14 protein-coding genes are annotated in these 25,562 nt (G+C 66.7%); 11 read left to right on the forward strand and 3 right to left on the reverse strand.

From position 1 onward, the window contains the following. Positions 1–110: 110 nt before the first annotated feature. The 3 genes from ACFPAH_RS14160 to tldD all read left to right on the forward strand — a co-directional run bounded on the left by ACFPAH_RS14160 (position 111) and on the right by tldD (position 6,948). Positions 111–4,310 carry a YhdP family protein gene (locus tag ACFPAH_RS14160; protein WP_379746490.1) on the forward strand — a complete coding sequence of 1,400 codons (4,200 nt, stop codon included), beginning with the start codon at positions 111–113 and terminating at the stop codon, positions 4,308–4,310. Between the two features lie 40 nt (positions 4,311–4,350). Further along, positions 4,351–5,148, forward strand: coding sequence for a carbon-nitrogen hydrolase family protein (locus ACFPAH_RS14165; protein WP_379746540.1), 798 nt, complete (start codon positions 4,351–4,353; stop codon positions 5,146–5,148). A gap of 339 nt (positions 5,149–5,487) precedes the next feature. Continuing rightward, positions 5,488–6,948, forward strand: coding sequence for a metalloprotease TldD (gene tldD / locus ACFPAH_RS14170; protein ID WP_379746493.1), 1,461 nt, complete (start codon positions 5,488–5,490; stop codon positions 6,946–6,948). Between the two features lie 317 nt (positions 6,949–7,265). Here tldD and ACFPAH_RS14175 read toward each other — a convergent pair whose 3' ends face one another. Beyond that, positions 7,266–9,932 carry a TonB-dependent receptor gene (locus ACFPAH_RS14175; RefSeq protein ID WP_379746496.1) on the reverse strand — a complete coding sequence of 889 codons (2,667 nt, stop codon included), beginning with the start codon at positions 9,930–9,932 and terminating at the stop codon, positions 7,266–7,268. Between the two features lie 443 nt (positions 9,933–10,375). Further along, positions 10,376–13,249, reverse strand: a complete 2,874-nt coding sequence (locus ACFPAH_RS14180; protein WP_379746499.1) for a TonB-dependent receptor — start codon at positions 13,247–13,249, stop codon at positions 10,376–10,378. A gap of 498 nt (positions 13,250–13,747) precedes the next feature. On the opposite strand from ACFPAH_RS14180, the gene aroG reads away from it, so the two are divergent. Beyond that, complete coding sequence (aroG, locus tag ACFPAH_RS14185) at positions 13,748–14,806, forward strand: 3-deoxy-7-phosphoheptulonate synthase AroG (RefSeq protein ID WP_379746502.1); 1,059 nt, start codon at positions 13,748–13,750, stop codon at positions 14,804–14,806. Between the two features lie 104 nt (positions 14,807–14,910). Here the strand turns inward: aroG and ACFPAH_RS14190 are convergent, their stop codons facing one another. Beyond that, entirely contained in the window at positions 14,911–17,796 is a 2,886-nt protein-coding gene (locus tag ACFPAH_RS14190) for a TonB-dependent receptor domain-containing protein (RefSeq protein ID WP_379746505.1), read from the reverse strand. 403 nt (positions 17,797–18,199) lie between these two features. Between ACFPAH_RS14190 and ACFPAH_RS14195 the strand changes: the two genes are divergently transcribed. From ACFPAH_RS14195 to ACFPAH_RS14225, 7 genes are all read left to right on the forward strand, one after another. Beyond that, a complete protein-coding gene (locus ACFPAH_RS14195) occupies positions 18,200–19,138 on the forward strand; it encodes an ABC transporter permease (protein ID WP_379746508.1) in 939 nt (312 codons plus the stop codon). A gap of 10 nt (positions 19,139–19,148) precedes the next feature. Beyond that, complete coding sequence (locus tag ACFPAH_RS14200; protein ID WP_379746511.1) at positions 19,149–20,168, forward strand: ABC transporter permease; 1,020 nt, start codon at positions 19,149–19,151, stop codon at positions 20,166–20,168. 7 nt (positions 20,169–20,175) lie between these two features. After that, complete coding sequence (locus ACFPAH_RS14205) at positions 20,176–21,867, forward strand: ABC transporter ATP-binding protein (protein ID WP_379746514.1); 1,692 nt, start codon at positions 20,176–20,178, stop codon at positions 21,865–21,867. A gap of 76 nt (positions 21,868–21,943) precedes the next feature. Then, positions 21,944–22,879 (forward strand): DedA family protein/thiosulfate sulfurtransferase GlpE, encoded by a 936-nt coding sequence (locus tag ACFPAH_RS14210; protein WP_379746517.1) that lies wholly within the window; start codon positions 21,944–21,946, stop codon positions 22,877–22,879. A gap of 210 nt (positions 22,880–23,089) precedes the next feature. Continuing rightward, positions 23,090–24,097: a glucokinase gene (locus tag ACFPAH_RS14215; protein WP_379746519.1), complete on the forward strand. Its 1,008-nt coding sequence runs from the start codon at positions 23,090–23,092 to the stop codon at positions 24,095–24,097. Between the two features lie 457 nt (positions 24,098–24,554). Then, on the forward strand, positions 24,555–25,292 hold the full coding sequence (scpB, locus tag ACFPAH_RS14220; protein ID WP_379746522.1) for an SMC-Scp complex subunit ScpB: 738 nt from the start codon (positions 24,555–24,557) through the stop codon (positions 25,290–25,292). Beyond that, on the forward strand, positions 25,276–25,562 hold a 287-nt coding region (locus ACFPAH_RS14225; protein ID WP_379746525.1), incomplete at its 3' end, for a hypothetical protein. The genes scpB and ACFPAH_RS14225, both read left to right, overlap by 17 nt.

Consider the following 25,562-nt stretch of genomic DNA (forward strand, 5'->3'; position numbering starts at 1 on the left):
GGTCAGCACGATGGTAAGGTAGACGCCGCAATCGTAGCAAGCGCTCTTCTTTCAAAGAATTCTGTTGTTCATAGATACATTTACGGCGAGCCTTTTTTATTAGCACCCTGATGCACAACCCGGAACCGCAGGCCGCGGGCGCGACCGACGCGCACGAGCCTCTCGAGCCGCACGGGCCGCACGAGCCTCTCAAGGCACGCTGGCGGCGCCTGCGCGCGGCCTACCGCTACGCGAACCTGGCGTCGCATCACGTGCTCGGCTTTACCGTCAAGCTGGCGCTGCTCGCGTATTTCGCGCTGGCCCTGCTGTTCCTGGTGCTGCGCTACGCCATCCTGCCCAACATCGACCTGTATAAAGGCGACATCGAGCGCCTGGCCAGCCGCGCGCTCGGCAACCAGGTAGCGATCGCGCGCATCTACGCTTCCTGGGACGGCCTGAATCCCTCCCTGTTCCTGGGCGACGTCAGCCTGGTCGACCAGCGCGGGCGCCAGGTGCTGGCGCTGCCTTCCGTGTCGGCCACGCTGTCCTGGTGGAGCGTGCTGGCGGCCGAGCCGCGCTTCGAGACGCTCGAACTGATCCGCCCGCACCTGGAGGTGCGGCGCGACGCGGCCGGCGTGATCCACGTGGCCGGCATGCGAATCGACCCCAAGGACGAGGACAATGGCGGCCCCGGCGGCGACTGGGCATTCCGCCAGCGCGAAATCCTGATCCGCGAGGGGCGCGTCGACTGGATCGACGCCCAGCGCGGCGCCGCTGCGCTGGCCTTGACCGACGTCACGCTGGTGCTGCAGAACCACTGGACCACGCACCGGCTCGCGCTCAAGGCGACGCCGCCGGCGGCGCTGGCGCAGCCGTTCGACGTGCGCGCCCGCTTTACCCATCCGCGCTTCGGCAGCCGCTCGTCCGACATCGCGCGCTGGAAGGGCGAAGTCTATGCCGACCTGCGCGAGGCCGACCTGGCCGCCTGGCGCCAATACCTCGACTATCCGTTCCAGGTCGCCAGCGCGCGCGGCTCGCTGCGCGCCTGGATGCAGCTGGACCAGGCACGCCTGGCCGGCTTCACCGCCGACCTGGCGCTGGCCGGCGTCGCCGCGCGCCTCCAGCCGGACCTGCCGCCCTTGCGCCTGGCCAGCCTCTCCGGGCGCCTGTCGGCGCGCGAGGAGCTCGTGCCGGGCACGGCCGACGGCAAGCCGACCTTCGGCGCCAACGGCCATACGGTGAGCCTGGACAACCTCGTCGTCGTGACCCAGGATGGGCGCGCGCTGCCGCCGGCCACGTTCACGGAAACGTTTACCCCGGCCCGCGGCGACAAGCCGCGCCGGGTCGCGCTCCAGGCGCGCCAGGTCGACCTCGCCGCGCTGGCGGGGCTGGCCGCGCAGTTGCCGCTGTCGGCGCTGCAGCGGCAGGCGCTCGCCGATTTCGCGCCGCGCGGCCAGTTGCTCGATTTTTCCGCGTCCTGGGAGGGCCAATACCCGCAACTGGCCGGCTACCGCGTCAAGGGCAGGGTAGCCGGCCTCTCCCTGCAGCCGCAGGCGGCGCGCGCGGCGGTCGCGGCGGCGCCCGGTATTGCCGCACAGCCCGCAATGCCGGCCTTGCCCGGTTTCGATAACCTGACCGGCAGCATCGACGCCACCGAGAAGGGCGGCAGCCTGGTGCTCGACTCCGCAAAGCTGGCGCTGCGCATGCCGGCCTGGTTTGCCGAGCCGGCGCTGCCGCTTGACCGCCTGGCGCTGGGCGCGCGCTGGAGCTACCAGCCCGGAGAGCAGTTGCTGGTCGAGGTGGACAAGCTCGAGTTCGCGCAGGGCACGCTGCGCGGCAGCCTGTCCGGGCGCCACCAATTGCCGCTCGGCCAGGGGCACGGTCCCGGCGTGGCCGACGTCACCGGCACGCTCGACGGCTTCCAGATCGCCCAGGTCGGCCGCTTCCTGCCGCTGGCCACGCCGCCCGGACTGCGCGGATGGCTCGGTTCCGCCTTGCAGGGCGGCACCCTGAGCGAGGTGCGCCTGCGCCTGCGCGGCGACCTTGCCGGATTCCCGTTCCGGGCCGACAACCCGGCGCAACGCGCGCGCGGCGAATTCCGCGTCGCCGGGCGCCTGGCCGGCGCCGTGCTCGAATACGCGCCGGGCCACCGCACGCCCGAGGACAAGCCCCAGTGGCCGCTTGCCGAGGCAATCAACGGCAGCATTGTCTTCGACCGCGCGCGCATGGAAATCCATGGCGAATCGCTGCGCACGGCCGGCTTGCAACTGAAGGACGTGCGCGCCGTCATCCCGAGCCTCGGCGGCCACGACATGCTGCTCGACATCGACGGCACGGCCAGCGGCGCGCTGCAGGACTTCCTGCGCTATGTCGCGGCCAGCCCGGTGCCTGGCTGGATCGGGCACGTCACCGACGACGCGCAAGGCACGGGCAACGCCCGCCTCGGGCTGAAGCTGCAGATGCCGCTGGCCGACCTGCACCAGACCAGGGTCCAGGGCAGCCTGCAATTGCAGAACAACGATGTCCAGTTGTTCCCCGACCTGCCGCCGCTGCAGGCGGCCCTGGGCAGGATCGAGTTCACCGAGCATGGCGTCAACCTGAACGGGATAGGCGCCAGTTTCCTGGGCGGGCCGCTGGCCTTAAGCGGCGGCACGCAACGCGACGGCGCGATTGCGATCCGCCTGGCGGGCACCTTGTCGGCCGACGGCATGCGGCGCAGCGCGCCGCCGGGGCTGGCGCGCCTGGCAACGCACCTGTCGGGCAGCACGCGCTACACGGGCGCCGTCACGGTACGCGATCGCCAGCTGGGCGTGACCATCGATTCGACGCTGGCCGGACTCGGCCTGGAACTGCCGGCGCCCCTGAACAAGGCGCAGGCGGACAGCCTGCCGCTGCACTTCGTGCTGGACGGCGCGCCGACCGTCGATGGCGTCGGCCGCGACGAACTGCGCCTGTCGCTGGGCAACGCGGTGGCCGCGCGCTACCTGCGCAGCCGCCAGCCGAACAGCCCCTGGGTGGTCGAGCGCGGCGGCATCGGCGTGAACGTGCCGGCGCCGGCGCCGGAAGAGGGCCTGAGCATCAACGTCGACATGAAATCGCTCAACATGGACGCCTGGCTGGCAGCCGGGCGCACGATTGCCGGGGACGACGGAGCGGCCGCAAGCGGCGCTCCCGCCGGCGCGCGCAGCGGTCCGAATTTCGCCCAGTACGTGATGCCGACCACGATTGCGGCGCGCGCCACCGAGCTCTTCATCGGCGAGCGGCGCATGGTCGACGTGGTGGTGGGCGCATCGCACCGCGGCAGCGCCTGGCAGGCGAACCTGAATTCGCGCCAGGCCTCGGGCCACCTGACCTGGACCCAGGGCCACGGGCAGGGCGTGGGCAAGGTCACCGCGCGCCTGGCCTCGCTGGTGATCCCCGCCTCCTCGGCGGCGGAAGTGAAGGACCTGCTCGAATCGAACCGCGGCGCGAGCGCCACCATTCCGGCGCTCGACATCGTGGCCGAGCGCTTCGAGCTGTTCAACAAGCAGTTCGGGCGCCTTGATTTGCAGGCGAGCAATGTGCAGGCGCTGGCCGGCAAGGAGTGGCGCATCGACCGCCTGACCCTGACCAACCCGGACGGCCAGCTGAAGGCCACCGGGCGCTGGCTGACCAAGGACGGCAAGAGCAATACCGGCATGAATTTCACGCTCGACATCCTCGATGCCGGGCGCCTGCTCGACCGCCTCGGCTTCCCGGAAACCCTGCGCCGCGGCAAGGGCAAGATGTCGGGCGATATTTCCTGGAGCGGACTGCCGTACTCGCTCGACATCCCGACCCTGTCGGGCCAGATCGAGATGAATGTCGGCGGCGGCCAGTTCCTGAAGCAGGACCCCGGCGCGGCCAAGCTGCTCGGCGTGCTCAGCCTGCAGGCCCTGCCGCGCCTGCTCAAGCTCGATTTCCACGACGTGTTCTCCGAAGGCCTGGCCTTCGACGGCATCAGCGCCAATGCCATGATCACGCGCGGCATCATCAAGACCGACAACCTGAAAATGCATGGCGTGGCCGCCACCGTGCTGATGGACGGCACGGCCGACATCGCCAACGAATCGACCAATTTGCGCGTCGTGGTGATTCCCGAGTTCAACCTCGGCACCGGCCCGCTGGTGTATGGCCTGGCCGTCAATCCGCTGATCGGCATCGGCTCCTACCTGGCGCAACTGTTCCTGCGCGCGCCCGTGATGAAGGCCCTGACTTACCAGATGCAGATCACGGGGCCGTGGAAATCGCCTACCATTACCAAGATCGACAACCCGCCGCCGAGCCCGGCGGCCAACGCGAAAGAGGGATGACATGAGCCGAGACGCGAGCCGCAGCACGAGCCGGAATGCGATGCCCCGTGTTGCCGCAGTCCAGATGGTGTCCACGCCGATCGTGGCGGACAATCTCGCCACCGCGCGCCGCCTGGTGGCCGAGGCCGCCGCCGACGGCGCCGCGCTGGTGACGCTGCCCGAATACTGGCCGATCATGGGCATGACCGACGCGGACAAGGTCGCGCAGGCCGAACAGCCGGGAAGCGGCCCGATCCAGGATTGCCTGGCCGCGCTGGCGCGCGAACACGGCATCTGGCTGATCGGCGGCACGCTGCCGCTGGTCTCGAGCGACGCCGGCCGCGTGCTCAACACCACGCTCGTGTACGACCCGCAAGGGGCGCCGGTCGGACGCTACGACAAGATCCACCTGTTCGGTTTCAACAAGGGCAGCGAATCCTACGACGAGGCGCGCACCATCGTGCCGGGGGACACGGTCGGCAGCTTCGAGGCGCCATTCGGCAGGGTCGGCCTGTCGATCTGCTACGACCTGCGCTTTCCGGAACTGTTCCGGGCGATGGGCGAGTGCGCGCTGATCGTGGTGCCGGCCGCGTTCACGCACACCACGGGCAAAGCCCACTGGGAAGTCCTGCTGCGCGCCCGCGCCATCGAAAACCAGTGCTACGTGCTGGCCGCGGCCCAGGGCGGCACCCACGCCAACGGACGCCGTACCTTCGGCCACAGCATGCTGGTCGACCCCTGGGGCGAAGTCAAGGCGGTGTTGCCGGAAGGGGAAGGCGTCGTCAGTGGCGAGCTCGACGCGGCGTACCTGGCCGGGGTGCGCGAGAGCTTGCCGGCTTTGCGGCATCGCAAGCTGTAATTGTTGGCGTTCGCAGCGGCGTAGAGTGGTCGGCTCCACCTGTAACTGATGAGCGTTCGCGTAGCATGCGCCGCCCACGTGTCGATCGCTGGCGGCGAGATCATCCGGATCGATAACGGAGCTGCTGGCTACCACCGCGTGGACGGCAGAGCCGTCCACCCTACGGGCACTACACGGTAAACATCGGCCGCGTCCATGCCAACGCCGCAGCGCGTGGGCATAGGGTGCCCGCCCGACGACCTGCCAGGCAAACGACTGCCGCCCCCGCCCGTTCCGGCACCGGTACGATCTGGACGGATATGGCACAATGCCCGAATCCACACGAGACACACACGCAAAATGATCCCATTCGAACCGAACCTTTCCTCCCTGGCCGTCGCCCGCGATGTGCTGCTGACGCCGTTTGGCCTCGACGAAGGCAAGCTGCTGCGCACGCTCGGAACGATGTTTACCCATAAGGTCGATTACGCCGACCTGTATTTCCAGTTCACCAAGAGCGAAGGCTGGAGCCTGGAAGAGGGCATCGTCAAGACCGGCAGCTTCTCGATCGACCAGGGTGTCGGCGTGCGCGCGATCTCCGGCGACAAGACCGCTTTTGCCTACTCCGACGAAATTTCCGAAATCGCGCTGCTGGACGCTGCTGCCGCCACGCGCACGATCGCCCGCGCCGGGGCCGGCCGCGTGAAGGTCGCCGCCACCGCCCAGCCGACCGGCGGACGCTCGCTCTACCTGCCGCGCGACCCGCTCGCCTCGCTCGACGCCACCGCCAAGGTCAAGCTGCTCGAACGCGTCGAAAAGATGGCACGCGCCAAGGACCCGCGCGTGGTGCAGGTGATGGCGGGCCTGGCCGGCGAATACGACGTGGTGCTGGTGGTGCGCAGCGACGGCGTGCTGGCGGCCGACATCCGGCCCCTGGTGCGCGTGTCGGTGACCGTGATTGCCGAGCAGAATGGCCGGCGCGAGACCGGTTCGTCCGGCGGCGGCGGGCGTTTCGATTACGGCTATTTCGACGACGCCATCCTCGAACGCTATGCCGACGAGGCGGTCAAGGCGGCGCTGGTCAACCTCGATGCGCGTCCGGCGCCGGCCGGCCCGATGACGATCGTGCTCGGACCGGGCTGGCCCGGCGTGCTGCTGCACGAAGCGGTCGGCCACGGCCTGGAGGGCGACTTCAACCGCAAGGGTTCGTCTTCGTATGCCGGCATGATCGGCCAGCGGGTCGCCGCCAAGGGCGTCACCGTGGTCGACGACGGCACCCTGCAGGACCGCCGCGGCTCGCTGAACATGGACGACGAAGGCAACCCGACCCAGTGCACGACGCTGATCGAAGACGGCATCCTGAAAGGCTATATCCAGGACACGATGAACGCGCGCCTGATGAAGATGCCGATCACCGGCAACGCGCGCCGCGAGTCCTTCGCGCACCTGCCGATGCCGCGCATGACCAATACCTACATGCTGGCCGGCGACAAGGACCCGGCCGAGATCCTCGCCTCGGTCAAGAACGGCCTGTTCGCGGTGAACTTCGGCGGCGGCCAGGTCGACATCACCAACGGCAAGTTCGTGTTCTCGGCGAGCGAAGCCTACATGATCGAGGACGGCAAGATCACCTATCCGGTAAAGGGCGCCACCCTGATCGGCAACGGTCCCGACGTCATGAACCGCATCTCGATGATCGGCAACGACATGTCGCTCGACTCGGGCGTGGGCGTGTGCGGCAAGGAAGGCCAGAGCGTGCCGGTCGGTGTCGGCCAACCGACGCTGCGCATCGACGGCGTGACCGTGGGCGGTACCGCGTAAGGCGCAGGCAAGCTGCGATAACGAATGCCCGGCCTTGCCGGGCATTTTTTTTGAAGATGGCCCAGGAGCGTTTGGCGGCAGGGGGCGGCTCCACCTGGCTGCACGCGGGCGGGCCGCGGCTGCGTCGCCCACGCGTTCAACCACTGGACGCACCAAGGCGAGGCGTCACCACGGGCGACGCGTTCGACGCCCGGGGGGGCGCGAGGTTTCCGCCGCCGGTTGAACGCGTGGGCGGCGTCGAGGTCCCGGGGCGCCTGCACCCGGGTGGAGCCGCCCACCCTACGTCCTGCACCCGATGCCGTCGCATCCAGGCTTCCTCAGAACTTCGCCGTCAGCCGCATGTACACCGTCATCCCGAGGGGATCCGTGTAGCGCGGATCGTAGCCCAGCTGGAAGTTGGTGACCTGGTTGGTGAAGGGCGGTTCTTCGTCGAACAGGTTCTTGATGCCGGCGGTCAGCTCGAAATGCTTGTTGCCCGTATACGTCGTCGACAGGGTCCAGGTCGAATAATGGCCGACCTTGTTGAAGAACTCGGGGTCGACGGCCGTGTTCTGGTCCTCGTAGTGCGACGAGTAGCGGTTCGCGAGATTGAAGATGTAATCGCCGCGCACGAGCGTGAGCAACAGGTTGTGGCGCCAGCGGAAGACCGGCGTGGCGTCGGCATACCGCCCCGCGTTCTGGGTGAACGGGCCGCCGCGCTCGTTCTGGTACTCGTACTTGTTGACGTAGGTGCCGTCGATGCTGAGGCTGAGGTTGCCGATCGGGCTGCGCGGCAAGCGGTACAGCAGGGACAGGTCGAGCCCGCGGGTGCGCACTTCGCCGAGGTTGCTGGTAATGTCGAGCACGTAGTTCAGGCGCGTGCCGCTCGGGTCGTACACGAACAGGTTCTGGTAGCGCGGGTAGTTGCCGAAGATGGTCTGTTCGGCCAGCGCGCTGATCTGGTCCTTGAGCTTGATGTTCCAGTAGTCGGCCGACAGCGTCAGCGACGGGATCGGCTCGACCACGATGCCGGCGCTCCACGTGCGCGAGCGCTCGGGCTTGAGCTCGGGGTTGCCGCCGCCGCGCACCAGTTGCTGCTGGCCGCAGACGATGTTCGGGTTGGCGCCGGGCACGGCCACTCCGCCCGGGCACAGCACCGGGTCGTCATAGGTGTCGGAGCTGTTGGTTGTCGTTTGCGGGCCGTACAGGTCGAACAGCGTGGGCGCGCGGAAGCCCTTGTTGAAGGAGCCGCGTACCAGCACCTCGCGGGTCGGCTGGTAGCGCAGCGACACCTTGGGGTTGAAGCTGCCGCCGACATCGTTGTAGTGGTCGTAGCGTCCCGCGAAGTTCAGTTCCAGGTCCTTGATCACCGGTACGTTCAGTTCGGTGAAGATGGCCGCGATGCTGCGCTGGCCGGACTGGTCCTGCGCGTCGGCATAGCCGGAACTCGAGGCCTGTCCCGCCAGTGCGCGGTTGACGAAATACTTGGCGCGGTCGCGCCGGAACTCGGCGCCAAGCGCGAAGCCGAGCGGGCCGGCGGGCAGTGTCATCAGGTTGCGGCTGGCGCGGGCGTCGATGGCGCTGCTGGCGATGCGCGCATGCACGTATTCGCCGAGCAGCAGCGAATTCTGCAGGAAATCGGCACCGGCCGGGCTCTGCGGGCCGAACGGGTTCAGGATGCCGGCGCCGACGCCGTCGACGATGCGCTGGTCGATCAGGTAGCCGCCGCGGAAGGAGCTGCGCGCGCGCCCCAAGGAGTGCGAGATCGCCGTGTTGTAGTCCCATCCGGCAATCGTGCCTTCGAGGCTGGCCAGCAGGCGCCAGGTGTTGCTGCTGTCGTAGTTCAGGCGCTGGCCGGACTCGATCGGGCGCCAGCTGATGTCGAGGTTTTCGCCCGTCAAGCCGGGAACCGCGGGCACGATGCCGTTGCCCGGGTAGTAGGGGCTGGCGGCCGTCATGGTGATGCCGAGGTTCGACATCGGCGGCGGCGCCACCCGCGATTCGGTGGTGTTGCGTCCCCAGATGAATTCGATGCTGCCGAGGTGATCGGGAGTGAACTGGCGGTTGAACTTGCCCATCGCGCTGTATTGGCGCGTTTTCGGGATCAGGTCGATAAACTGCGTGTAGTCGAATTCGCAGACCGGGTCGTCGCTCGCCGGTGCCGTGTTCGGAGAACTTCCGGTCGGACTGCAGCCGGTCGCGTAATAGGGATTGCCGGCAATGCCCAGGTCGGAGAAGAAGTTGGCGGGGAAGGTGGTGCGGCTCACCTGGTTCAGGCCACGCTCGGGCCGCACCCCGGTGCGCGCGAAGCTGCGGTCGATCGAACGCAGCGGGCTTTGCTGGTGGTAGTCGAGCACGCCGAAGCCGCTCCAGCCGTCGCGGTCGAGGTCGCCGAAACCCTGCGACAGGTTGACGCGCTGCTCGCTGCCGCCGCCGCGCCGCCACGGCTCGTAGCCCTCGAAGGTGAGGGCGCCGCCCTTGACCGAGCGCTTGGTGATGAAGTTGATGACGCCGCCAATGGCGTCGGTGCCGTAGATGGCGGAAGCGCCGTCGCGCAGCACCTCGATCCGTTCCAGCGCCGCCACCGGGATGATGTTCAGGTCCACGGTGTCGGCAAAATAAGGGTGGTTGGCCAGGCGCCGGCCGTTGAGCAGCACCAGCGTCTTGTCGCCGCCGAGGCCGCGCAGGTCAGCCACGGCACGCCCGCCGGTACCGGCGCCGACCGCGGACGCGCTGACGGTCGAGGTCTGGTTCATCGGGATCGTATTGAGCACGTCCTGCGCCGTCGTCAGCCCCTGTTTCGCGAAGTCGGAGGCGCGGATGGTGGTGATCGGCAGCGAGCTTTCGGCGGCGATCCGTTTGATGGACGAGCCGGTCACCTCGACGCGCGCCATCGGCGTGCCCGTGGTGTCCTGCGCCAGCGCGAACGGACAGGCCAGCAGGCCAAGACCGGCAGCGGCGCCGAACAGCCGGCGCACCGAACGGGACAACAGTGTTTCATTCATTTCCGGCTCCTGGTATCGGGTTGTTTGTGCGCCCCGCAGCGCATTGACGCCTGTACGCGTGGCAATTTATCGTTAGCATGTACCAGCGCGGGACGGGGGATTGGTGGGATGAGTCTTGCATCAGATGCCATGATTCGGGTGATTTCAATCAAAAATATCCCGTTTTGTGGAATAAGTGCGACTCGGCAGGTGACGGGCCGGGGGCGGCGTCGGATGTATGCGGCAGGCCGGGTGCGCATGTGCCGCGTCCGGACCGCATGCGGCTGGCGCCGGGTCGGCATCCGCCCGGCAAGCGGTGCAGCGTTGCGACGGCCCGCCGGTGCGGCGGCTGGATCACGGCCATGGCGATCGTGACCCGGCGCCCGCCGCCGGCCCTGCGCGCGCCGGGCACCGGGCGAGCCTGACTGCCCGGTGCCCGGTGCCCGGCAGCGGTGCGCCGTCCATCAGAACGTGTAGCGGGCGCCGATCCTGAAGTTGCGCCCCAGGGCGCCCAGGTAATCGAGCGGATTGTATGACTGGGCGCCATAGGTCAGCGGGTCGAGCGGCGCGACCTTGTCGAACAGGTTCTCGATCGTGCCGAACACCTCCCAGCCGGGCCGTGGCTTCCAGCGCACCACCAGGTCGAAGGTCGTGAACGACGCCAGTTCGCAGTTGTTCGGCGCATCCTGGCCATTGGCGAAGTGGCTGGCGCAGCCGGCCGGGTCGTTCCTGAACAGCACGTTGTCGATCGGCCCGCGGTAGTTGGCATTGAGCGACACGCGCCAGTCGCCGCGGTCCCAGGCCGCGCGCAGGTTGGCGCGGTAGTCCGGGGTGCCGACGCAATTGGTGACGTCGCAGTTGCCATGGGTGCCGGCGAAGTCGCGCTCGCTGCCGTCCTGCTCGGTACGCAGCCATTCGTCGATATAGGTTAATTTACCGTCGAGCAATATGTTGCCCCAGCCGTCAGGCAGGCGCAGCGTGTGGCGGGCATCGAGGTCGATGCCGCGCACCTTGCTCTGGGCCGAGTTGACGTAGTTCGCCAGCACCGCGACGATGGCGCCGGGGTCGCCCGGGACGGACGGGTCGGCGGTCGTCGGGTCGCGCGCGACGCGTCCTTGCGCGATGGCGACGTCGCTCAGCTCCTGGTTGATCTCGTTCTTGCGCTTGATCTGCCAGAAGTCGACCGAAATGCTGGTGCGCGGCAGCGGGTCCCAGATGATGCCGAAGTTGTAGCTGCGCGAACGCTCCGGCTCGAGTTCCGGGTTGGGCGAGGTGATGATCGCGACCGAGGCGGGGTTGCAGGCTGCCTGGACGCCGAGGCCGCAACGCAGCGGGTCGCCGGCGGTGGAGAAGGCGGCCAGGCCGCCGACACCGTTCTCGGCCGCACTCGGGGCGCGGAAGCCACGGGCGAAGGTGCCGCGCAGCGCAAGCTGGCGCACGGGCTGCCACTTGACGCCGACTTTCGGGTTCCAGGCGTCGCCGACGTCCGTATAGTGGTCCCAACGCAGCGCGCCGGTAATTTCGAGGCCCGGCAGGACCGGGGCCAGCGCCTCGCCATACAGCCCGAACACATTGCGTGCGCCACGGTAGGCCGAGTAGCCGAGGCCGATGATATTGCCGCGCTCGGTGCCGGCGGTCGGCTTCAGCTCGGTTACCTCGCGCCGCCATTCGAGGCCGGCCGCCACGCCGATCGGGCCGCCGGCCAGGCGGCCCAATTCGCGCGTGGCCTTGAAGTCGCCCTGGATGATCTTGGTTGCGGCATCGCTCGCGATTTTCGGCGACAGCGCGGCATATACCTCGGGGCTGTTCAGGCCGGCGTTCTCGGCGATGCGCCAATAGGTGCCGATGGGCAGCGCCGCATAGGCCGGGCTGGCGCCGAGCGCGGCGGCGATGTTGACCGCGGTCGGGTCGAGCATGGCGAAGGCGACGTCGCGCTGCAAGTAGCCGAATCGTTCGTTGGTCACCGTGCTGCGCGAAAACAGCAAGGCGCTGTCGTACTCCCATCCGGCGAAGTTGCCCTTGACGCCGGCGAGCGCCCGCACGAAAAACGAGTCGATGTTCGACTGGCGCGGTCCGACGTCGCCGGCCAGGTAGCGCAGGCGCGCCGCCCTGCCGAAGTAGGGATTGTCGGGGTGGGCCGGGCCAAGCTGCACCGCCGCATTGCTGACCGGACCGCCCGGATAGCCGACGTTGGCGCTCACGGTGCTGGGCGTGGTCGAGGTCGCGGTCTTGCTGCTGTAGAGGTTCAGCTCGCCGTACGCTTCGAGCGCCGGGGTGAAGCGCCAGGTGCCGCGCCCGAACAGGCTGTAGTTTTCCTGCTCCGGCCGGATCTGGTTGTAGGACAGCGGCGCGTCGATCAGGCAGCCGCCGCCGGGGTCGCCTTGCGGGTGATCGGTGAAGTTCGAGCAGGCGGCGCCGGGAAAGAAGCGCGTGAAGCCCGAAGCCGGGTCGAGGCTGCCGCGGTTGTAGTAGTTGTTCGTGGCCGGGTTGCGCACGTTGCCGTTGATCGCGCTGCCGGCGGCATTCGGGCCCGTGATGGCGCCGGTGCCGCCGAGCGCCTCCTGTGCCGAGTAGCCCCACTGGCGCAGGTCGATGCGGCCGATGTAGCGGCGGTCGGCGCGGTCGCGCAGCCAGACGTCGTTGAGGCGCTTGAACTCGAAATTGAGCAGCACGTTGTAGCGGTCGGCGTCGAGGTCGCCGACGCCGTGGGTGATGGCCAGGTTCTGCTCCTCGCCATCCCACTCTTCGGTGATGCCGAGGCCGCCGCGCACCGTCGTGCCCTTGAAATTGCGGCGCAGGATGATGTTGACGACGCCGGCAATGGCGTCGGAACCGTAGATGGCCGAAGCGCCGTCCTTCAGGATCTCGATGCGGTCGACGGCGTCGGTCGGGATCACGTTCAGGTCGGCGAACACTTTCTGGGCGTCGTCGGCCAGGCCGTAGGGGGCCATGCGCCGGCCGTTGAGCAGCACCAGGGTCGAGCCGGCGCCGAGGCCGCGCAGCGAGATGCCCGAGGCGCCGGCCGCGAAGCCGTTGCCGAAGGTGGTCGGCACCGAGCCCTGGTTGTCCACCGCCAGCGTCTGCAGCAGTTCGGACACGGTGCTTTTGCCCGAGCGCTCGATGTCGGCGCGGTTGACGGTGAGAACCGACGAGGCGGTTTCGGCTTCGGCACGGCGGATGTTACTGCCGGTGACGACGACGCGCGCGATCGGCCGTTCGGCCGCTTCCTGCGCAGCCGCCTGCGGCGCCGCCAGCAGCTGCGCCAGCAAGAGCGGGCCGAGCGCACCGCCGCCGGCAAACAGGAGGCGCACCGATCGGGATAACAGGGTTTCAGTCATGTCCGGACTCCAAGTGGTGATCGTGATTTCCCTATCGCTGGGCTGCAATTTGCGTTACCTCATACATTGGACTGGTGGAAATTGACCAAGTACAAAGATCGATGCAGGCCGGACGGGGGCTTGCCCAGACTTTTGCATTACAGACAACGGGGCGTCTGATATCAGTCAATCGTCAGCGGTCCGCCTGAAGAGCTGTCGGTTTGTCACAACCGCTTGCAGACAAAAGCGTCTTTAAGCGGCGGACGGGTTTGGTGCAGTGCGGGATAAAGAGCTTGCCAAGCTTCATGGGTTGGCGTTATAGTCGTTTGACCTTATTTGGATCTGCTCATGCGCAACGTTGCCCGCTTTACCTTCTATTTTTGGTTTAGCCATTCCGGCCTTCAGGCGGTGGAATAGCGGCGGGGAGTTACGCAACAAGCGCGCAACGAGCAACCAGACCGAGATACCGAAACCGCCAGCGATGGCGGTTTTTTCATTTCCAGACAAACGGAGTACCGCATGCCCCGCACCGACGATCTACGCATTCGCGAAATGAAGGAATTGACGCCGCCCTCGCACTTGATCCGCGAGTTTCCGGTCACCCCGGCGGCCGAGGAAACCGCCAGCGCGGCACGGGTGGCGCTGCACCGCATCCTGCACGGCCAGGACGACCGCCTGATGGTGGTGATCGGCCCGTGCTCGATCCACGATCCGAAGGCCGCGCTCGAGTACGCGCGGCGCCTGGTCGAGCAGCGCCGCCGCTTTGCCGGCGACCTCGAGATCGTGATGCGGGTGTATTTCGAAAAGCCGCGCACGACGGTGGGCTGGAAGGGGATGATCAACGATCCCTACATGGACAACAGCTTCCGCATCAACGATGGCCTGCGCATGGCGCGCGAACTGCTGCGTGACGTGAACGAAATGGGCCTGCCGGCCGGCACCGAATTCCTCGACGTGATCAGCCCGCAGTACATCGCCGACCTGGTCAGCTGGGGCGCCATCGGCGCCCGCACCACCGAGTCGCAGGTGCACCGCGAACTGGCCTCGGGCCTGTCGTGCCCGGTCGGCTTCAAGAACGGCACCGACGGCAACATCCGGATCGCCGCCGAGGCGATCAAGGCGGCGTCCCAGCCGCACCACTTCCTGTCGGTGACGAAGGGCGGCCATTCGGCGATCGTCTCGACCGCCGGCAATGAGGATTGCCACATCATCCTGCGCGGCGGCAAGGCGCCGAACTACGACGCCGCCAGCGTCGACGAGGCCTGCCAGAAGATGGCCGCGATGGGCCTGGCCCAGCGCCTGATGATCGACGCCTCGCACGCGAACAGCTCGAAGAAACCCGAAAACCAGGTGCCGGTGTGCGCCGACATTGCCGCCCAGGTCGCCGCCGGCGACGAGCGCATCGTCGGGGTGATGGTCGAATCGCACCTGGTGGGCGGGCGCCAGGACCTGGTGCCGGGCACCGAGCTGACTTACGGCCAGTCGGTCACCGACGGCTGTATCGACTGGGAGACCAGCGTCGGCGTGCTCGAAGGATTGGCGCAGGCCGTGCGCCAGCGCCGGCTGCGCCAGGAGTAAGTCCGGTTGCCCGGTGCCGTCCGGTTCGCGGGCGGCCCGGAACGCGATCAGCCATAAAAAACGGCGGGCCGCATGGCCCGCCGTTTTACCTTGCACCAGCCGGATCAGAAGCTGGCGGTGAGGTTCAGGAACACGCGACGGCCGAACGCATCGTAGACCTGCGGGTAGGTGTTGCCGTTGCCGAAGACAGCGGCCACCACGCCGGTGATCGGCGGGTCCTTGTCCAGCACGTTGTTGACGCCGGCGCGCAGGGCGAACATCTTGTTGATCTGCCAGTTGCCGGCCAGGTCAAGGTAGTTACGCGTTGCCAGGGTTTCGTCGGCCGGTTCGAACTCGGTGGCCAGCAGCGGGTTGCTGCTGGTTGCGTCGAGCTTGACCGAGTCGATGTGACGCCAGGTCACGGCCAGTTCCACGCCGCGCCATGGGGTGGCCCAGGTGGCACGCAGTTTGTGGCGCCATTCCGGCAATGGCGTGCCGCAGGTGGTGCCGTGCAGGCCAGCGCAGTCGTACACGCCTGAACCGGGGAAGTCTTCTGCCTTGAACTCTTTCAGCCAGGTGCCGGTGAAGCTGAAGTCCACGCCGCCCCAGGCGCCGAACTTGGCGCCGTAGTTGGCGGCCAGGTCGATGCCCTTGGTCGAGCGCATGCCCAGGTTCTGGTTGGTCGCGACGACTTGCGCGGTCGGCAGCGCCCACAGGGTGCCCAGGCGGTCACGCGTGATCAGGGAGCAGAAGGTCGGGTCGCCGGTCTCCAGGCACTGCGACAGGGTGGTCGAGGCCGGCAAACCGCCGATCACGTCCTCGACTTTCATGTCGAAGGCGTCGATCGTGACGCTCAGGTTGCGCATCGGGGTCAGCACCAGGCCCAGCGTATAGGAGTCCGACGATTCCGGCGCCAGCTGGCTGTTGCCGCCGAACAGGGCGTTGTACTGCTGCGCCGGGCTGTCCTCGATGTTGCCGTACTGGGCCGCGGTGACGCCGGTCAGCGCACAGGCAGCGGCCGAGGCCTCCGGCGTCGGACCCGCGCATGGGTCGCTCGACATGCCGAACAAACCGATGCCTTGCGGGGTGAACAGTTCGACCACGTTCGGGGCGCGTACCGCGCGCTGGTAGCTGAAGCGCAGCTTGGCCATCGAAATCGGCGCCCACTCGATGCCAACGCCATAGGAGTCGGTCTTGCTGCCGGTCGAGTAGTCCGAGCGGCGGTAGCTGGCGTTCAGGCTGAGCAGGTCGGCAAACGGCTGCTTCTCGAACACCGGGATGCGCGTTTCAGCGTAGAAGTCGCGCACACTGAACCTGCCTGAGACGCCCTGGGTCGGACCGCCCTGGCCGGCCAGGTCACCGGTCTGATAGGCGGTGTCGGTATCGAGTTCCAGCTTTTCAGTGCGGTGCTCGGCGCCGACGGCGAAACCGATACCCTGGGCCGAGGTCGGCAGCTTGATGCCGTACTCGCCGAGGTCGGTCGACAAGGTGATGCCCTGCACGCTTTGCGAGGTGCTGCCTTTCTGGAAACCAGGCGTCTGCAAATAAGCCAGCGCTTCCGGCGTAACCTTGCCGAGCGACCAGATGTTGTATGGGACGCAGTTCGGATCGGTGCCGTTGACCACGCTGCGGCACACCGGATTGCCGTTGGCGTCGGCAATGACGTCGATGGCGCGTGCACTGCGGGCGATCGAGAAATCGTTGAAATAGGTTTCGGAATACAGCACCTTGCCCATCTGGGCGAAGACGTCGTAGTTCCAGTTGCCGATGTCACCCTTGACACCGATCACGCCACGATAGGAGGTGTGGCGCTGGTCATCCTGGCGTCCGCCGCCTTCGACGTTACGGCGGAAGATGATTGCGTCGGCGGTATCGCCGGGAGCATTCAGGCCAAGGGCACTGCGCCATGCCGGCGACAGGAACGGATTTTCGAAGCGGATCGCATTCGGGCCGGAAGCATCCAGGCCGAACAGGCCGGACGGCGCGATCTGGGCGACGGTGCGGTCGTCGTGGAAGCTGCCCTCGGCGTAGAGGCGCGCATTCTCATTGATGTCGTAGCGGGTGAAGGAGCTGAAGGTGTAGCGCTCCGAAGGACGCTGGTAGTAGTTCAGCGGGCCGAAGTTGTACTGGTCAGTCGCCGCGACATAGGGACGAACGTTACCGTTCGCGTCGGCGACCGTCTTCTGGCCGGAAGCGGTGAAGAACCGTCCCGGGAAGCTGGTGCCGGAGCCGCCGCAATTGAAGGTGTTGCCGGAGCTGAAGCCGTCAAGCGAGCAGGACGAATAGTCGCGCTCGGATTGCAGCAAGGCGTCTTCCTTCTTCCATCCGAAGAACACCACGGCATTACCCTTGCCATCGGCAAAGTTACCGCCCATCAGCAGGCTGGCGTCCTTGATCTTGCCGTCGGCGCTCTTGTCGTCCGGTACCGGGTAATTGCGACGCTTGGCGGCCTGGGCGGCCGGACCGTCATTCTGCTGGTGATTGTAGAAGCTGTGGTTGGCTTCTATTTGAACGCCCTGGAACGAGTCGTTCATGATGAAGTTCACGACGCCGGCCACCGCGTCCGAACCATAGATGGCGCCGGCACCGCCGGTCAGCACTTCGACGCGCTTGATCAGCGGCGCCGGGATCTGGTTCAGGTCGGCTGCGGTATTGCGCGGGCTGCCGGCCGGCAGGCGCCGTCCGTTGACCAGCACCAAGGTACGGTCGGCGCCGAAGTTGCGCAGGTTGACCGTCGCGGTACCGGTCGAGCCGTTCGAAATCGTCCCGCCCTGGTCGGCGAAGACCTGCGGCAGGTTGTTGAGCAGGTTTTCGACCGAGCGCACGCCGTCCATCCGGATTTCCTTGGCGGTCACCACCGAAATCGGGCTGGTGCTTTCCAGATTCGGGCTCGGAATGCGCGAACCCGTCACTTCGACGCGCTGCATGCCTTCCGGCGCGGTGGCAGCCGTCGCAGGCGTATCCTGGGCCTGGGTTTCCTGGGCATAGGCCGAGCCCATCGCGACGGCCATGCCGCCCGCAAAAATCAAACGAACCGAACGAGATAAAACTGTTTCAACCATCATCATGATCTTCCCAGTAAGCTCTGCGCAGCCTCGCGGCAAGCGCAGCTGTTTCGATAACATTGCCGTTTCAGGTAACAGGAAAACGACGCCAATTGACAGGCGTCAATACAAACATCTGTACTTACGGGTTGTCAATCGGAAAGAGGCTGATCTGGCCAAAATACAACTATTGCGTTCGCGCTAATAAAAATTATGCACAAAAGGTTATGTGCGTGTTACAGCCTGGAATGGAAGTCTGCATCCCGGCAGCGATCAGCATGGTCCACGGCCCGCGATTTGCGTTATCGTTACGCCTTTTCGATACGGCCGAGCGGACGGGCAGGGCCCTGCCGCGGCACTGGATAGCTTGATGCTGGCTTATATTTTTCGGCGGCTGTGGCAAATGCTGCCGACCATGGCAGGCGTGATCGTGCTCGTCTTCCTGCTCTTTAACTGGGTAGGCGGCGACCCGTCTTATCTGCTGGCGGGCAAGATGGCCGACGAGGCGGCGATCGCCAACATCCGCGCCCAGCTCGGCATCGACCAGCCTTATTACGTGCAGCTGTGGATCTTCCTGAAGCAGATCGCGAGCTTCGACTTCGGCAACGCCTGGAGTACGGGCGAACCGGTGTCGCACATCATCGCCAGCCGGCTCGGGCCTTCGCTCACCGTCCTGGTGCCGCTCACTTTGCTTGAAACCGTATTCGGCATTGCGCTGGCCCTCGCCATCGCCTTCGTGCGCGGTTCGCTGACCGACCGCGCCGTGATGGTTGCCTGCACCGTCGGCATGTCGATTTCGATCCTGGTCTACATCATCGTGTTCCAGTATTTTTTCGCGTACAAGCTCGGCCTGTTCCCGGTCCAGGGATGGGGTAATAGCCTCGGCGAAAACCTGCTGCACTATGCGCTGCTGCCGATCATCATCGGCCTGGCGGTGTCGATCGCGCCGACCCTGCGCCTGTACCGCAGCTTCGTGCTCGACGAGGTCGGGCAGGACTACGTGCGCACCGCGCGCGCCAAGGGATTGAACGAGCGCCGCATCGTCTGGGTCCATGTGCTGAGGAACGCGGCCATTCCGATCATCACCCACGTGATGGCCAACCTGCCGGCGCTCCTGATCGGCGCCTTTCTCCTCGAGCGCTTCTTCGGGATTCCCGGAATCGGGCGCGAAGTGATCCTGGCCGTCGAGCGCAGCGATTTTCCGGTGATCAAAGCCATCACCGTCTACGTGGCCGCCGCCACGATGGTCTTCAACCTGCTGGCCGACCTGCTGTACCGCGCAGTCGATCCGCGCGTGCAACTCAAGTGAGGGCGGCCTGATGCGCGATATGCACGACATGAACGAGATGGTTTCCCCCGGCCTGTGGACGCTGGCCTGGCGCCGCCTGCGCGCCGACCGGATCGCAATGGCCGCGCTCGCCGTGGTCGGGCTGTTCCTGCTGATGCTGGTGGCTTCAAGCACGGGCCTGCTGGCGGCGGACTGGGAAGAGGAGGTGGCGGTCAACTACGCGCCGCCGACCTTCGTCGGCGCCGACCCGGTGGCGGCGGCCCTGGCGCAGCCGCAGCGCCCGGCGCCGCCGAACGCCTTCGATCCGCTCGCCGCCGAACTCGACGCCCTGAAGGCCGAGCTGCGCGCGGCCCACCCGCCGCGCGAGAAGGCATTGACCCTGCCGTTCGGCGCCGATAAATGGGGCCACGACATCCTCAAGAAAACCATCAAGGGCGGCGAGACCTCGATCGTGGTCGGGCTGGTGGCGGCGTTTCTCGCCGTTGCCCTCGGCACCCTGTTCGGCGCCATTTCCGGTTTCTTCGGCGGCGTGGTCGACGACCTGTTCAACTGGTTCTACAGCATTTTTACGTCGATCCCGGCTATCCTGATGATCCTGACCGTGGCCGCCGTGCTCCAGCAAAAGGGTGTCATGACCATCGTGCTGATCCTCGGCCTGACGGGCTGGACCGGACCGTACCGCCTGATCCGCGCCGAATACATCAAGCACAAGGCCCGCGAATACGTGATGGCGGCCGACGCCATCGGCGCCTCGAGCTGGCGCAAGATGTTCTCGCATATCTTCCCGAACGTTTCGCACGTGGCGCTGGTGCAGCTGTCGATCCTGGTGGTCGGCTTCATCAAGGCCGAGGTGATCCTGTCCTTCCTCGGCTTCGGCGTGCCGGTCGGAACGGTGTCCTGGGGCAGCATGCTGAACGAGGCGCAGAACGAACTGATCCTGGGCAAGTGGTGGCAGCTGGCGGCCGCGGCCGGCGCGATGGCGCTGCTGGTGACGGCATTCTCGCTGTTTACCGACGCGCTGCGCGATGCGCTCGATCCGAAACTGAAGTGAGACCGCGATGACGCCAGACCCGAACATGCTGCTGCAAGTACGCGACCTTCGCATCGCCTTCCGTGTCGACAAGAAGAACACGGTCGAGGCGATCAAGGGCATCTCGTTCGACCTGCCGAAGAACGCCACCGTGGCCCTCGTGGGCGAGTCGGGCAGCGGCAAGTCGGTCAGCTCGCTGGCGGTGATGGGCCTGCTGCCGCCGGACACGACGCTCGTCGACCCGGGATCGAGCGTGCTGTTCGAGGGCCGCGAGCTGTTGCAGCTGCCGCTGGCGGAGCGCCGCCGCCTGTGCGGCAAGGACATCGCGATGATCTTCCAGGAGCCGATGTCCTCGCTGAACCCGGTGTTCACCGTCGGCTTCCAGATCGGCGAAGTGCTGCGCCTGCACATGCGGATGAGCAAGCGGGCCGCGCGCGCCCGCACCCTGGCCTTGCTGGAAGAGGTCGGCATCCCCGATCCGGCCGCGAAGATCGACGCCTATCCGAGCCAGATGTCGGGCGGGCAGCAGCAGCGCGTCATGATCGCCATGGCCATTGCCTGCGAACCGAAGCTGCTCATCGCCGACGAGCCGACCACCGCGCTCGACGTCACGATCCAGAAACAGATCATGGAGCTGATCGCGGCGCTGCAGAAGAAGCACCGCATGTCGGTGCTCTTCATTACCCACGACCTGGGGCTGGTCGCCGAGATTGCCGACCGCGTGATCGTGATGCGCCATGGCGAAGTGCGCGAGGAGGGCAGCGCGGCCCAGGTGTTCGGCGCCCCGCGCGACCGCTACACCCAGGCCCTGCTGCACTGCCGGCCCAAGCTCGATGCGCGCCCGATGCGTCTGCCGGTCATCGACGATTTCCTGAACGGGCAGGGCGAGCCGCCGGGCCGGCTGCCGCAGCGCGCGCGCGGCTATGCGCCGGACGACGAGAACGTGCTGGTCGTAAATAACCTGCAAAAAAGCTTCTGGCTGCGCGAGGGCTTGTTCGGCAAGCGCGAGTTCCGCGCCGTCAAGGATGTCTCGTTCACGCTCCCGCGCGGCAAGACGCTGGGCGTGGTCGGGGAATCGGGATCGGGCAAGACCACGGTCGGCCTGACCCTGCTGCGGCTGCACCGCGCCACCGGCGGCAGCGTCCTGTTCGAAGGCCGCGACCTGCTGGCCATGCCCGAGCGCGAATACGCGCCATATAAACGGCGCATCCAGATCATCTTCCAGAACCCGTATGCCTCGCTCAATCCGCGTTTTACTGTCGGCCAGATCTTGCTGGAACCGATGCGCATCCACCGCATCGGCGCGGACGACCGCGAGCGCACCAAAATAGTGCATGGCCTGCTCGAGCGGGTGGGGCTGCCTGCGGCCGCCTTCGGGCGTTATCCGCACGAGTTTTCCGGCGGCCAGCGCCAGCGCATCGCGATCGCGCGCTGCCTGACGATGAAGCCCGAGATCCTCGTCTGCGACGAGTCGGTCTCGGCGCTCGACGTGTCGGTCCAGGCCCAGGTGCTCAACCTGCTGCAGGACCTGCAAGACGAATACAAGATGAGCTATATCTTCATTTCGCACGACTTGTCGGTGGTGCGCCACATCGCCGACCGGGTGATGGTGATGCACCACGGCAGCGTGGTCGAGATGGCCGATTCCGACGCGTTGTATAGCAACCCGCAGCATCCGTACACGCGCAGCCTGCTGGCGGCGATTCCGCGCGGGGCCTAGCAAACCGGTGGAGTCAGGAGCGGTGCGCCGCCCGCTCCACCCTACGCACGCGGCGAAGTTCCGCTACCATGGTGGGATGTCCCAGCTCTCACTCCTGATCCAGAACCACGGCGCCCTGCTCGTGTTCGGCATGGTGCTGCTGGAACAGTTCGGCCTGCCGATTCCCGCTTTTCCCGTCATCGTGGTGGCCGGCGCGATGGCGATCGAGGGCGGCGCCAGTTGGCAGACCTGCCTGCTCGCGGTGCTGCTGGCCTGCCTGGTGTGCGACATCTTCTGGTTCCGCGCCGGCCGCTACTACGGCAAGCGGGTGCTGCGCCTGCTGTGCCGTATTTCCCTGTCGCCCGATTCCTGCGTCAACCAGACCGAAGACCGCTTCCGCCGCTATGGCCCGAAGTCGCTGCTGGTATCGAAATTCATCCCCGGTTTCAATACCATCGCCGCGCCGATGTCGGGCGCCCTGGGCACGCCGCCGGGCGCCTTCCTCGGCTTTGCCGCCACCGGGGCGCTGATCTGGGGCGGCACCGGCCTGGCCGTCGGCGCGTTGTTCCACGACAGCGTGGACCGCGTGCTCGGCACCCTGGAGTCGCTCGGCAGCACGGCCCTGGTTGTGCTGGGCATCGTGCTCGGCATGTTTGTCCTCTATAAGTATGTCGAGCGCCGCCGCCAGCGGGCTTCGCTGGCGATGCCGCGCATCGGCGTGGCCGAACTGCGCTCGCTGATCGATGGCGGGCAGGAGCCGCTCATCATCGACGCGCGCAGCGTGACGGCGCAGGCGCTCGAGGAGGCGATTCCCGGCGCGCTGCGCTACAGCGATTGCGAGCCGGGGCAGCTGATGGCCGGTCTCGACAAGGACCGCCACATCGTCGTCTATTGCTCGTGTCCGAACGACGTGACGGCGGCGCAGGTAGCCAAGGCCTTCCTTGCCAACGGGTTCCACCGGGCGCGGCCACTGCGGGGCGGGCTCGATGCGTGGCGGGCCCATCATGCGCAGGAGCCGCAGCGGGCGGCCTGACGCTGCGTTTCATTCTCTGGTGTGCCTGCAAGTTACCCGCTTTTGCGCGCCATATTTGACCTCTGATCAGCCATAACGTAGTCGGACTACCTGTGCGCGCAACAGGAACGTCGTATTTACTCTCACGTCTTGTACCTAAACTACAAAATATCCTTGTAAGTCCGCAAAGAAATCCAGTAAGCTTGGACATCCCATGCCACATGTCCCGCAATGACTGCTTCTTTGCCTGTACTCACCGCTTCCTGCGCCGGTCAATTCGACGCGCCGCGCCTGCTGGCCGACATCGGCGGCACCAACGCCCGCTTCGCACTGGAACTGGCGCCGGGGCGTTTCGAGCAGGTACAGGTGCTCGGCTGCGCCGCCTATCCGGCGCTGGCCGACGCGGTGAAAGCCTACCTGGCCATGCCGGCGGTCGCGGCGGCGGGGCAGGTCAGGCATGCGGCCGTGGCGATCGCCAATCCGGTCGACGGCGACCAGATCCGCATGACCAACCACCACTGGCAGTTTTCGATCGAGGCGCTGCGTCTCGAGCTCGGTTTCGAGACGCTGTTGGTGGTCAACGATTTCTACGCGCTGGCGCGCGCGCTGCCGCATCTGCAGGATGGCGACAAGGCCCAGGTCGGCGGCGGCACGCCGCGTGCCGGCGCGCCGCTGGGCCTGCTCGGCGCCGGGACCGGCCTCGGCGTATCCGCCCTGGTCCCCTTCGGCACCAGCTGGGCCGCGCTGTCGAGCGAAGGCGGCCACGTCACGTTTTCCCCGGCCAACGAGCTCGAGCTCGCGATCCTGCAATATGCCTGGCGCGAATTCGAGCACGTGTCGGCCGAGCGCTTCCTGTCCGGCTCTGGCGTCGAGCTGATCCATCGCGCGCTGTCCGACGTGCTCGGGCAGCCGGCGGCCAACCTGTCCGCGCCGGAGATTTCGCGCCGCGCCCTGTCCGGCGAGTGCCCCTTGTCGAACCAGGTGCTCGACGTGTTCTGCGGCATGCTCGGCACCGTGGCCGGCAACCTGGCGGTCACGCTTGGTGCCCAGGGCGGGGTGTATATCGGCGGCGGCATCGTCCCGCGCCTGGGCGAACGTTTCGCCAGCTCGCCCTTCCGCCGCCGCTTCGAACAGAAGGGCAGGTTCGCGTCCTACCTGGCTGCCGTGCCGACCTATGTGATCACGGCCGACTACCCGGCATTCCTTGGCGTGTCGGCCATTTTGTCGGAGAAAATGTAGGCTTGATCCCGAAAGGCGGCCGCATACCCCCTTGCGAAATGGCCGTTCCTGTGTTTTATCGGGTACAATGGCTCGCAGTTGGAAGAAACGATGTCGATTGCCGTCATGGTGCGTCCACGAGCCACGCCTCGAAACCGCATGCCGAGCCCCGCGTTTCGCTGAATTTTCGCTTGAATTTCGCTTGAAAATCACCAATCGGCAGCCCGCCTGACACGCAGGCCGCCCTGTGGCCGGGTCCTGTCCCGCCATCGTATTCCGCCCGTCGCGTCCAGGCGCGGGCCACGGATTCCTGTTTCAACAAGCAGCACCTGCGAGCCGCAAGCGCGCCCCTCAAGAGGGACCGCACCCATCCGCGACGGTCTTCGGTTCGTGCCGAATGGCTGGAGAAGGGCGTCACGGCGGCGCGTTGAACTATTTTTGTTTGAACTTTCTGAGCGCAAGCCCGACGACATCGAGAATGAAGACTGATGAGGCCAAGCGAGTCCTCGAGACCGCCTTGCTGTGTGCGCGCGAGCCGATGTCGATCCACGGCATGAAAAAGCTGTTCGCCGATGTCGACGCGAGCGGAAAGCAACTCGGCGCCGGAGTCGGTTCCGACACGATCAAGCTGCTGCTCGAAGAGTTGCGCCACGACTGGAAAGACCGCGGCATCGAAATCGTCAGCCTGGCCTCGGGCTGGCGTTTCCAGAGCCGGCCCGAGATGAAGCCCTACCTGGACCGCATCACGCCCGAAAAGCCGCCGAAGTATTCGCGCGCCACGCTCGAGACGCTGGCCATCATTGCTTACCGGCAGCCGGTGACCCGCGGCGACATCGAGGAGATCCGCGGCGTCGCGGTGAACTCGCAGACCATCAAGATGCTCGAGGACCGCGGCTGGATCGATGTCATCGGTCACCGCGAAGTGGTCGGCCGGCCGGCCCTGCTGGGCACGACCAGGCAGTTCCTCGACGACCTCGGCCTGGCTTCCCTGAGCCAGCTGCCGCCCCTGGAAAACATTGCCGACGCCCAGGACGGGCGCAGCCTCGAAGCGCTGGAAGCGGCGCTGCAACAGAATTTTGACAAGGCGGATGCCAGTGCGCCCGCCGACGACGACCAAGTTACTTCACCCGTTGAAGTTCCGATTCTTGACCCGCAACCGGCCTCTGGCTCGGTACCCGGTCAGCACAACAACGAAACGAATGATGAATCCAACTGACACCACCGAGACCACTCCCGCCGCGCCGGGCAAGGACGACGCGGCCAAGCCGAAGCGCCGCACCAAGGCGGCCGCCCCTGCCGCCGCAGCCGATGCCGCCGGCGCCGCTGGCGATGCCGCTCCGGCCGCCAAGCCCAAGCGCCGCACCAAGGCGGCGGCCGAGGCCGCTCCTGAGTCGGCACCGGCCGTAGCGGCCCAGCCCGCCGCTGCCGCGCCTGCCCGCAAGCCGCGCGCCGCCAAGGCCAAGCCCGCCGCAGCGCCGGCGCCAGC

Source organism: Massilia sp. GCM10023247, assembly GCF_042653325.1.
GTDB lineage: Bacteria > Pseudomonadota > Gammaproteobacteria > Burkholderiales > Burkholderiaceae_D > Telluria.

What these genes read in the sequence shown, in the direction of transcription:
- tldD (WP_379746493.1), top strand. Translation starts at nt 5,488, where the DNA reads ATGATCCCATTCGAACCGAACCTTTCCTCCCTGGCCGTCGCCCGCGAT.
- ACFPAH_RS14165 (WP_379746540.1), top strand. Translation starts at nt 4,351, where the DNA reads ATGCCCCGTGTTGCCGCAGTCCAGATGGTGTCCACGCCGATCGTGGCG.
- ACFPAH_RS14160 (WP_379746490.1), top strand. Translation starts at nt 111, where the DNA reads ATGCACAACCCGGAACCGCAGGCCGCGGGCGCGACCGACGCGCACGAG.
- aroG (WP_379746502.1), top strand. Translation starts at nt 13,748, where the DNA reads ATGCCCCGCACCGACGATCTACGCATTCGCGAAATGAAGGAATTGACG.
- ACFPAH_RS14190 (WP_379746505.1), bottom strand. Translation starts at nt 17,796, where the DNA reads ATGGCCGTCGCGATGGGCTCGGCCTATGCCCAGGAAACCCAGGCCCAG.
- ACFPAH_RS14200 (WP_379746511.1), top strand. Translation starts at nt 19,149, where the DNA reads ATGCGCGATATGCACGACATGAACGAGATGGTTTCCCCCGGCCTGTGG.
- ACFPAH_RS14175 (WP_379746496.1), bottom strand. Translation starts at nt 9,932, where the DNA reads ATGAATGAAACACTGTTGTCCCGTTCGGTGCGCCGGCTGTTCGGCGCC.
- ACFPAH_RS14195 (WP_379746508.1), top strand. Translation starts at nt 18,200, where the DNA reads ATGCTGGCTTATATTTTTCGGCGGCTGTGGCAAATGCTGCCGACCATG.
- ACFPAH_RS14210 (WP_379746517.1), top strand. Translation starts at nt 21,944, where the DNA reads ATGTCCCAGCTCTCACTCCTGATCCAGAACCACGGCGCCCTGCTCGTG.
- scpB (WP_379746522.1), top strand. Translation starts at nt 24,555, where the DNA reads ATGAAGACTGATGAGGCCAAGCGAGTCCTCGAGACCGCCTTGCTGTGT.
- ACFPAH_RS14205 (WP_379746514.1), top strand. Translation starts at nt 20,176, where the DNA reads ATGACGCCAGACCCGAACATGCTGCTGCAAGTACGCGACCTTCGCATC.
- ACFPAH_RS14215 (WP_379746519.1), top strand. Translation starts at nt 23,090, where the DNA reads ATGACTGCTTCTTTGCCTGTACTCACCGCTTCCTGCGCCGGTCAATTC.
- ACFPAH_RS14180 (WP_379746499.1), bottom strand. Translation starts at nt 13,249, where the DNA reads ATGACTGAAACCCTGTTATCCCGATCGGTGCGCCTCCTGTTTGCCGGC.